This window comes from Methyloceanibacter marginalis (assembly GCF_001723295.1).
Taxonomy (GTDB): domain Bacteria; phylum Pseudomonadota; class Alphaproteobacteria; order Rhizobiales; family Methyloligellaceae; genus Methyloceanibacter; species Methyloceanibacter marginalis.
This window is the reverse complement of the sequence record NZ_LPWD01000111.1, coordinates 1-9,344: the sequence shown is the minus strand read 5'-3', so window position 1 is coordinate 9,344 and position 9,344 is coordinate 1. Positions and strand designations below refer to the sequence as shown.

The 9,344-nt window shown below is 63.9% G+C and carries 7 protein-coding genes and 4 pseudogenes; 6 read left to right on the top strand and 5 right to left on the bottom strand.

Annotated features, from left to right (window positions below):
• Nucleotides 1-538, top strand: a pseudogene (locus AUC71_RS04995) (Bax inhibitor-1/YccA family protein); the annotation flags it as partial.
• Between the two features lie 261 nt (nt 539-799).
• On the opposite strand, the gene AUC71_RS04990 reads toward AUC71_RS04995, so the two are convergent.
• From AUC71_RS04990 to acnA, 3 genes and pseudogenes are all read right to left on the bottom strand, one after another.
• Entirely contained in the window at nt 800-1,153 is a 354-nt protein-coding gene (locus tag AUC71_RS04990) for a DUF2794 domain-containing protein (protein WP_069623376.1), read from the bottom strand.
• A 337-nt stretch (nt 1,154-1,490) separates the two neighbouring features.
• Nucleotides 1,491-2,258 carry a DUF1223 domain-containing protein gene (locus AUC71_RS04985; RefSeq protein ID WP_083238095.1) on the bottom strand — a complete coding sequence of 256 codons (768 nt, stop codon included), beginning with the start codon at nt 2,256-2,258 and terminating at the stop codon, nt 1,491-1,493.
• A 72-nt stretch (nt 2,259-2,330) separates the two neighbouring features.
• A pseudogene (acnA, locus tag AUC71_RS04980) lies at nt 2,331-5,035 on the bottom strand (aconitate hydratase AcnA).
• Nucleotides 5,036-5,270: 235 nt separating this feature from the next.
• Here acnA and ccmA point away from each other — a divergent pair.
• The 5 genes and pseudogenes from ccmA (at nt 5,271) to AUC71_RS04960 (ending at nt 8,217) form a co-directional block, all read left to right on the top strand.
• The gene (ccmA, locus tag AUC71_RS04975) at nt 5,271-5,894 is read left to right on the top strand and encodes a heme ABC exporter ATP-binding protein CcmA (RefSeq protein WP_069623374.1); all 624 of its coding nucleotides are present in this window, start codon (nt 5,271-5,273) and stop codon (nt 5,892-5,894) included.
• Nucleotides 5,891-6,558: pseudogene (gene ccmB, locus AUC71_RS04970) on the top strand (heme exporter protein CcmB). The gene ccmA and the pseudogene ccmB overlap by 4 nt, the downstream one beginning before the upstream one ends.
• 43 nt (nt 6,559-6,601) lie before the next feature.
• Nucleotides 6,602-7,339 (top strand): heme ABC transporter permease, encoded by a 738-nt coding sequence (locus AUC71_RS04965; protein ID WP_069623373.1) that lies wholly within the window; start codon nt 6,602-6,604, stop codon nt 7,337-7,339.
• A gap of 10 nt (nt 7,340-7,349) precedes the next feature.
• Nucleotides 7,350-7,478: pseudogene (ccmD, locus tag AUC71_RS21800) on the top strand (heme exporter protein CcmD); the annotation flags it as partial.
• Between the two features lie 139 nt (nt 7,479-7,617).
• On the top strand, nt 7,618-8,217 hold the full coding sequence (locus AUC71_RS04960) for a DsbE family thiol:disulfide interchange protein (RefSeq protein ID WP_069623372.1): 600 nt from the start codon (nt 7,618-7,620) through the stop codon (nt 8,215-8,217).
• Here the strand turns inward: AUC71_RS04960 and AUC71_RS04955 are convergent.
• Entirely contained in the window at nt 8,214-8,654 is a 441-nt protein-coding gene (locus AUC71_RS04955; protein ID WP_244500810.1) for a MarR family winged helix-turn-helix transcriptional regulator, read from the bottom strand. The genes AUC71_RS04960 and AUC71_RS04955 overlap by 4 nt on opposite strands.
• Nucleotides 8,655-8,829: 175 nt before the next feature.
• Nucleotides 8,830-9,344: septation protein A (locus AUC71_RS04950; protein WP_069623371.1), on the bottom strand; the 515-nt coding region annotated here is incomplete at its 5' end.

Below are 9,344 nucleotides of genomic sequence, written 5' to 3'. Positions count from 1 at the left end.
TCGCCAGCGCCTTCAAATGGGTGGTGATCTTCGCGCCGCTCGCCATGGTGTTCTACCTCTCGATGCGCATCGGCAAAATGAGCCTGGGCGCGGCCCAGGTCGCATTCTGGGTGTTCGCCGCGCTCATGGGCGCTTCGATCTCCTCGATCTTCCTCGTCTATGCCGGCGAAAGCATTGCGCGGGTGTCTTCATCAGCGCCGCCGCGTTCGGTGCGCTGAGCCTTTGGGGCTACACCACGAGCAAGGATCTGTCGGGTTGGGGCTCGTTCCTGTTCATGGGCCTGATCGGCATCATCATCGCCTCGCTGGTGAACCTGTTCATTGGCTCGACCGCGCTCCAGTTCGCGGTGTCGGTGATCGGCGTTCTGGTGTTCGCCGGGCTGACCGCCTACGACACTCAGCAGATCAAGGAGATGTACAGCGCTCAAGACGACGGCACCATGTCCGGCCGCAAGGCGGTGATGGGCGCGTTGCGGCTCTATCTCGACTTCATCAACCTGTTCTTGATGCTGCTTCAGCTCTTCGGCGATCGCCGCTAGGAGCCAAAAAGCCATCCACGGAACGGCAAAGGCCCCGGCATCCCGCCGGGGCCTTTTATTTTGGATTCATCCTGCTTCAAAGGGCCTGAGGGCCCCTGGTTGAAAATCTCGCCGCACAACCTATCTGTCAGCCGTGATGGGCATCCCTCCCCATCACAGGTTCCCCCCAAAAGGAACCGAAGAAGCCCCGAGCCCCCCCGTCTCCGGGGCTTCTTCTTTATCTGCCACCCGTTTCTGCCGGATTCCGACCTCGGCAGGCGCCTACGCCTCGACCAGCCGCAAGCCCTTGTCGAGCGCGCGTAAGACCCGCGCCAGGTCGTGGCCGCGCTTCAGGATCAGCCCCGTGGCCGCGATCACGCTATAGGCGCCCTGACGGCGCGCCAGCCTAGGGGTCTTCTCGATGCGGTAAAGCGGCATCTCGGATGTGCGCCGAAAGACGGAGAACACGGCCTTCTCGCGCAGCGTGTCGATGGCGTAATCGCGCCATTCGCCGTTCGCGACCTTCCTGCCGTAGACATTGAGGATTTGTGAGAGTTCGCGGCGGTCGAAAGAGATTGCGCCGCGCCTTGAAGCGCCCTCGGAAGGGCTCGGATCGCCGCCAGCCTTGCGGGCCAGCGGCACGACTATGGGCTCGGTTTCGCTCAACGCGCGCCTCCTGTAACGGAACGTTCATGATGACCGTCCGCCGGCAGAAATTCAAGCCGCACAGCGCGTTACACGGCGTGTAACAAAACGAAATATAAATCACAGTTCCGCCCCAGTTCAGTCAAGGGCACGCCCAGAAATCTCGTATGATTGCAGATGTTGCCTCTCGGCCCGGTCCATATGAGAGGCTTCGGATCTCAGCCCCCCAGCCCCCCGGGGTCTTCTCTCGGACCGGGCCCACTTCTTAGAGGCCACTCAAATGGGCCGGCGAAAGCCGGCCCTTTTGTTTTGGGAAAGAGCGGTGGGGCTACTCGCGCTCGTACGCCGCGGCGCCGAGGATCGGGCCCGAGCCTTCGACCTGCAGCATCGCCACCAGACAGTCGCCGCCAATGGTCTGAAGCTCATTCAGCGGCAGGCGCAGCGTCATCTGTTCGCCCTTCCACATGCCGATCGCGTGAGCTCTCGCACCGGGTGGGAGTAGGTGATTTCCTTGCCGCGATTCTCGCCGCGGGAAATGGCGACGATCTCCTTGTCCTTCGCCACCGCGAGCCACACCGTCGCCTCGCGCATGTCGGAGCTCCGGCGCCGCACCGATATCGACAACCAGGCTGTTGCCTTCGGCCTGCATGGAGATTGGCACCTTTACGTTCTTAAGGCGTCGTTCCGCGTTGCGCATCGCCATTTCGATCGCCGCCTCGTTGGCGCCGTTCACATGCGTGATGCCGTCCACGACCATCTGCGGCGTGTAGACCCGGCCATCGCCACGGGCGAGCGCATAGTCGCGCTGACGCTCGCTATTCTCGGGGCTCGAAAGCGTGTCGTGCCAGCCGAGATAGTTCCAATAATCAACGGAGAAGGACAGGGTGATGACGCCTGGCTTGTCGCGCCACGCGTTAAGCAGCTCGTCCGCCGGCGGGCAGGACGAGCAGCCCTGGCTCGTGAAGAGTTCAAGCAGGATGGGCGTCGCCGGCGTCTTCGGCGGCTGGGCGTGGCTCGATGCGGATAGGCCGAGCAGACCGGACGCGGCCGCGAAGAGAGCGCCGACCCCAAGCGCGATGACTGTAGCTGGCCTCATGGCGCTAGCATGCCGGAACCGCGGCTGAATTTCCGACAAAAAAGCCTCGCAAAAGGTCACAACTCAGTGACTTCAAGCCGCCTCTTTCGCGAGCGATCGGAGCACGTAGTGCAGGATTCCGCCGTTCCGGAAATAGTCGAGCTCATCGAACGTGTCGATCCGGACCTGGAGCGAAACCTTCCGCGTCTCGCCGCCGGGATAGGTGATATCCGCCTCGACCCATTGCCCCGGCTTGATCTCGGTCATACCTTTCAGAGATACCGTCTCGCTGCCGGTCAGCCCGAGCTTCTCCCATGACATGTCCTCGGCAAAAACGAGCGGCAGCACGCCCATGCCGATCAGGTTGGAGCGATGGATGCGTTCGAAGCTTTGCGCGATGACGGCGCGCACGCCAAGCAGGCGCGTGCCCTTGGCTGCCCAATCGCGCGACGAACCGGTGCCGTATTCCTTACCGGCGAACACCACAAGCGGCACGCCCTCGTCTGCGTAACGCATCGCCGCGTCGTAGATCGCCAGACGCTCTTCCGACGGGTAATGCACGGTCACCCCTCCCTCCACACCGGGCACCATCTGGTTCTTGATGCGCGTGTTGGCGAAGGTGCCGCGCATCATCACTTCGTGATTGCCGCGCCGCGAGCCGTAGGAATTGAAATCGTGCGCGGCGACGCCGTGCTCGGACAGGTATCGCCCCGCGGGACTGTCCTGCCTTATGGAGCCCGCCGGTGAAATGTGATCCGTGGTGATGGAATCGTGGAACAGCCCGAGAATGCGCGCACCCTCGATATCGGTCACGGGCGCCGGCTCTGTCGACATGCCGGCGAAGTAGGGCGGCTCTTGCACGTAGGTCGACTTCGTGTCCCACCCATAGGTGAGACCGCCCGCGACTTCGATCGCCTGCCATTCCGGGTCGCCGCGGAACACGTCGCCATAACGCTCCTTGAACATCGACGTCTTCACGGCCTTGCGCACGAGCTTGGCCACCTCTTTGGTCGATGGCCAAATGTCTTTGAGGTAGACCGGCTGACCGTCCTTGCCCGTGCCCAGCGGCTCCGTCGCAAGATCGACCGTCACGGATCCCGCGAGCGCATACGCCACCACCAGCGGCGGCGACGCCAGATAGTTTGCCTTCACGTCGTGATTGACGCGGCCTTCGAAGTTGCGGTTCCCCGACAGCACCGATGCCACGGCCAAGCCATGCTCGTGGATGGTGTGCGAGATTTCCTCGGGCAACGGCCCCGAATTGCCGATACAGGTGGTGCAGCCATAGCCCACCAGATTGAATCCGAGCTTATCGAGATCGTCCTGGAGATCGGCCTTCTCGAGATAGTCGGTCACGACTTGCGAGCCCGGCGCGAGCGATGTCTTCACCCACGGCTTCACGGTCAGACCTTTTTCGATCGCGTTGCGCGCCAGCACGCCGGCACCCACCATCACATAAGGGTTCGACGTGTTGGTGCACGAGGTGATGGCCGCGATGACCACATCGCCGTGACCGAGATCGAAATTCTTTCCCGCCACCGGCACGCGCTTATTAGCTTCCGCGCCCTTGCCGTATTCCTTCTCGAGCACTTCGGCGAAGGCGGGCGCCGCGCGATCGAGCGGCACCCGGTCCTGCGGACGCTTCGGTCCGGCGATCGACGGCACCACGTCGCCCAGATCGAGCGACACCGTGGCTGTGAACTCGGGATCGGGCGTGGCCTCCTTGCGGTAGAGTCCTTGGGCCTTCGCATAGGCCTCGACCAGGGCGATGCGCGAGTCCTTGCGCGCGGTTGCTTCCAAGTAAGCGAGCGTCTCCTTGTCGACGGGGAAGAAGCCGCAGGTTGCGCCGTATTCCGGCGCCATGTTGGCGATGGTCGCGCGGTCCTCGAGCGGCAAATGGTCGAGCCCCACGCCGAAAAACTCCACGAACTTGCCGACCACGCCCTTCCGCCGCAGCATCTCCGTGACCGTGAGCACCAGGTCCGTGGCGGTGACACCTTCGCGTAATTCGCCGGTGAGCCGGAAGCCGATCACTTCGGGGATCAGCATGGAAATCGGCTGGCCGAGCATGGCCGCCTCGGCCTCGATGCCGCCAACGCCCCAGCCCAGCACCGAGAGCCCGTTGACCATGGTGGTGTGGCTGTCCGTGCCGACCAACGTGTCCGGGAAGGCGAGCTTGGCTTCCCCGTTCTCCTTCTTGGTCCACACGGTCTGGGCGAGATATTCGAGATTGACCTGGTGACAGATGCCGGTTCCGGGCGGCACCACGCGGAAATTGTCGAACGCGCCCGCGCCCCAGCGTAGGAACGCGTATCGCTCGCTATTCCGCTCATATTCCTTGTCGACGTGAACTGAAACGCCGCGCCCGAGCCGAACGCATCCACCATCACCGAATGATCGATGACGAGATCGACCGGCGCCAGCGGATTGATCTTATGCGGGTCGCCGCCGAGCGCGGTGACCGCGTCGCGCATGGCCGCGAGATCGACTACGGCGGGCACGCCGGTGAAGTCCTGCATCAGCACGCGCGCGGGCCGGAAAGCGATCTCCTTGTCGCTGCGCTTTTCTTTGAGCCAGTCGGCGATGGCGCGGATATCGTCGGAGGTGACGCTGCGGCCGTCCTCATGGCGGAGCAGGTTCTCCAGCAGCACCTTGAGCGAGAAGGGCAAGCGGCCGATGCCGTCGAGCCCCGACTTCTCAGCCTCCTTCAGATCGAAATAATCGTAGTCGCGTTTGCCGACTTTGAGCGTGCGCCGGCACTTGAAGCTGTCGAGCGAGGTCGAAACCGCCGATGTCAATGAAATCTCCTTCGAGAGCCCGAAACGGGGCAGGTCCCAGCAAATCGAGCATGCAAAGACGCAGCCAATTGTCCGCGAGAAGCGGTCATCCTTGCCGCGCCAGGCTTTCTTGGCTTTTGGGTGCGGTGCTCTCGGCCCACTATAAAAGCCCTTGCGGCAACGAGACAATGACGCGAAGAGACGCGTCTAAGCCCGTTGCCCCGCCCACCTGCCTGAACTTTGCGCAGAAAACCCCATGTCACCGCCCTTCACCATTAGCTTCGAGGCCCGCGACATCGCCTGTGAGCGGGGCGGACGGACGCTGTTTGAGGGCTTGAACTTTGTTCTCGAGCCCGGCGGCGCGCTTCTGGTGAGTGGACCGAACGGCACCGGCAAGACCAGCCTGTTGCGCCAAATTGCCGGGTTCCTGCCCCTTGCGTCGGGACGATTTTCCGCCGCCGGCGCCGAAGCCGCCACGCCCATTGCCGAGCTTTGCCACTATGTCGGCCACCTGAACGCCGCCAAGACCGCCATGAGTGTGCGGGAGAACCTCGCCTTTTGGGCCGATTTCCTGGAGGGCGGCGATCTGGATGGCGCGCTCGACGCCTTCGGACTTGCACCGCTCGCCGACATTTCCGCCGGACTGCTCTCGGCGGGACAGAAACGAAAGCTCGCTCTGTCGCGCCTGTTCGCGGCCCCGCGCCCGATCTGGCTGCTGGACGAGCCCTCGGTGTCGCTCGATGCAGCCTCGGTGAAGCGTCTCGACGCAGCAATTCGCGGTCACTTGAAGCAGGGCGGTATCGCGATCGTCTCCACCCACGTCCCGCTCAAGACAAAGTTCGCCCAAGAGCTCGCCCTTGGACGGGAGCATGCCGCGTGAGCGCGGCCCTCGCCCTCCTTATCCGCGACGTCAAGCTCGCTGGCGCGAAGGCGGTGCTGTCGGTGTGGCGCTCGGCTTTTATCTCATCGTTATCGTCATCATCCCGCTGGGGCTCGGTCCGAACCTCAACCTCCTCGCACGCATCGCACCCGGCATCTTATGGGTGGGGCTCCTGCTCGCGGCCTTGCTATCCGCGGGCCGCATCTTCGAAAGCGACTACGAGGACGGCACGCTTGACGTGATCGCGACCGGGCCGCTGCCGCTCCCTGTCGTCGCCGGGGCCAAATGCCTCGCCCATTGGGTCGCAACCGGCATTCCCCTCGTGTTGCTCGCCCCGGTTCTCGGCCTCTTGCTGAACCTTCCCTTAAGTGCATTTCCATCACTCGCGCTCGCGATGCTGGCCGGCACGCCTGCCGTAAGCTTTATCGCCGGCATCGGCGCGAGCTTGACCCTGGGTCTGCGCCGGAGCGGGCTTTTGCTCGCACTGCTCGTGGTGCCGCTCTACGTCCCGATCCTGATTTTCGGGGTTTCGTCGGTCACTCCCTATGTCTCGGGCCCCAATTCCCTGTGGCAGCCTCTCCTCATTCTGTGCGCCCTAAGTCTCGCCAGCATTGTCCTCGCCCCCTTCGCGGCCGCGGCGGCGCTCCGCAACGCGCTGCGATAGGCCTCATTTGCGCTTCTAAGCCAAAGCCACTAGATCAGCCCCCATGATTAGCCTCGCCAACCCCACGCGCTTTCTGAGCCTCGTCGGCGCCGTCGTGCCTTGGCTCACGGCAGTGGTCGTCATCCTGCTCGGAACGGGGCTCTATCTCTCATTTTTTGTGGCGCCGCCCGACTATCAGCAGGGCGAGACGGTGCGCATCATGTTCATTCATGTGCCCGCCGCCTGGCTCGCACTGTTCGGCTATTCGCTGATCGCCATCGCCGCACTCGGCACGCTGATCTGGCGGCACCCGCTGGCCGACGTCGCCGCCAAGACCGCGGCGCCCATCGGCGCCACCTTCACTTTCATCGCGCTTGTCACCGGCTCGCTGTGGGGCAAGCCCATGTGGGGCACCTACTGGGTGTGGGACGCACGGCTCACCTCCATGCTCGTGCTGTTCCTGCTCTATCTCGGCCTGATCGCCCTGTGGCAGGCTATCGAGGAGCCGGGCCGCGCGGGCCGCGCCGCCGCCATCCTGGCGCTGGTCGGCGTCATCAATGTGCCGATCATCAAGTTCTCGGTCGATTGGTGGAACACCCTGCATCAGCCGGCGAGCGTGTTCCGCCCCGGCGGGCCGACCATCGATCCTTCGCTGCTCACGCCCCTCTTCGTCATGGCGGCGGCGTTCACGGCGCTGTTCGTGCTGTTGCATCTCATCGCCATGCGTGCCGAGATCCTGCGCCGCCGCGTGCGCGCTCTGCAGCAGACGCAAGTCGCGCGCGCTGCGATGGCCGAGGCTTAAGAGCAAACGCATGCTGGACCTCGGCCCACACGCAAGCTTCATCCTCGCCGCCTATGGCGTGACCGCCGTCGCCATCGCGGGGCTGGTGCTGGTCACTGTCGGCGACGATCTCAAGCAGCGGAATTTACTCGCCGCGCTCGAACGCCAAGGCATCAAACGGCGCTCCGCCGCAAAACCCACGGCCAGACCCCGACGCCGAGCACGGCGCGCACAAGCGCCAAGAAGCCGGCCGCCAAACGCAAAACGACGCCCCGGCCTCGCAAACGGAAGACGCCTTCATGAGCGGCCCGGTCCCACGAGAGGCCCCGAGAGGCCGCTGGGGCGTGATCCTGCCCTTCGCCATCTTCGCCGGACTTGCCGGGCTCTTCTGGTTCGCGCTGCAGACCGGCGATCCTTCGAAACTTCCGTCGGCGCTGATCGGCAAGCCCGTGCCGGAGTTCGTCCTGCCGCCTCTCGAGGGACTGAAAAGCGATGGCGGCGAGGAGGTGCAAGGCTTTGCCGCGTCCGATCTCGCGACCGGCGCACCAACCATCGTCAACGTGTTCGCCTCGTGGTGTGTGCCCTGCCTTGAGGAGCATCCCATGCTCATGGCGCTCGCCGCGGAGCCGGGCATCCGCATCTACGCCATCAACTACAAGGACGATCCCGCCTCGGCACGGCGCTTTCTCGGCCGCTACGGCAATCCGTTCTCACGAGTGGGCACCGACAACTCAGGCCGCACCGCCATCGACTTCGGCGTCTATGGCGTACCGGAGACCTATGTGATCTCGGGCGACGGCAAGATTGCTTACCGCCATGTCGGCCCTCTCACCGAAGAGGCCATCACCACGGAGATCCTGCCACTATTGCGGCCGGAGCCCGGGACGCCGTCCGGCTAGTCGTCGCTCTCGCCAACGATCAGATTGAGGGATTCGAGGAAGTCCTGCCGCTTCGCCGGCGGCAGGCTGGCAAGCAGCCTTGTGTCGGCCGCCGCCGCGGCCGGCTGAGCGTCGCGCAGGGCCTTGGCCCCTTGTCCGCTCAATTTGATGGCGTAGGCCCGGCCGTCATCCTTGGCCCGGCGGCGCTGGATCAGCCCGCGGCTGAGGAGCCTGGCTACGATATCCGCAAGCGTCGAACGATCGATGCCGGTGCGCTCCACCAAATCGGTCTGGGTCAACCCTTCCTGCTGGGAGACGGCGGTCAGCACCGCGAACTGCCTCGGCGTCAAGCCGCCGCCCCGCACCTCATCGGCATAGATATCCGCCGCGCGTTGCCCCGCGCGATGCAACAGGTGGGTCGCCGAGCGATTTAAGGAATTGCCAGCCTTTGCCATCATTTGAGCGCCGCCAATCTTGAGCCGCTCCGGCCCCGTCGAGGGCGCTGCGAGGCTCCTTTTACAACTCGTGAGCGCGATCGGCAAACGTCCGGTTGCAAAGGGGTTTGCCAAGGCGCGGGACAAGAAGCGCACCAATCGGACGCTTCGCTCCCCATATCGGAGCCGTCAGCGCTGTCTACAAGTAGAACGGAACATGTAGACCGTTGGCAACCTTAACAATTTCGACTTTAGTCGGAGGTTTTGTCTTCCGCCACGCATGGCGTTGCATCAGGGGGACCTGAGCCATGGCGAATAAGAATGTGATTGGCAGGAATCCGAAGGCTTTGAAGCTCACCCACGTATCGGTGGAATAGTTCCGCCACACATACTCGTTGAGCACCGCCATGGCGATGAAGAACACGGCCCAGCGCAGCGTCAGCTTACGCCAGCCTTCGTCGGTGAGATTGAAGACCGGACCGAATAGAAGCGCCAGCACCGGCTTGCGCGCGAAGAGCCCGGCGATGAGCAGGATTGCGAACATCGTATAGACGATCGTCGGCTTGAGCTTGATGAACGTGTCGTCCTGCAGGTAGAGCGTCAGCCCGCCGAAGGCGAGCACGATGACGGCGCTGACCAGCGGCATCACCGGGACCTTGCGGTAGAGCCACCACGCCAGGCTGAGCGACAGCACCGTCGCCGCCATGAAGGCGC

Coding starts and splice junctions, on each gene's coding strand:
- AUC71_RS04985 (WP_083238095.1), bottom strand. CDS start 2,258: ATGAGGCCAGCTACAGTCATCGCGCTTGGGGTCGGCGCTCTCTTCGCG.
- ccmA (WP_069623374.1), top strand. CDS start 5,271: ATGTCACCGCCCTTCACCATTAGCTTCGAGGCCCGCGACATCGCCTGT.
- AUC71_RS04965 (WP_069623373.1), top strand. CDS start 6,602: ATGATTAGCCTCGCCAACCCCACGCGCTTTCTGAGCCTCGTCGGCGCC.
- AUC71_RS04960 (WP_069623372.1), top strand. CDS start 7,618: ATGAGCGGCCCGGTCCCACGAGAGGCCCCGAGAGGCCGCTGGGGCGTG.
- AUC71_RS04955 (WP_244500810.1), bottom strand. CDS start 8,654: ATGATGGCAAAGGCTGGCAATTCCTTAAATCGCTCGGCGACCCACCTG.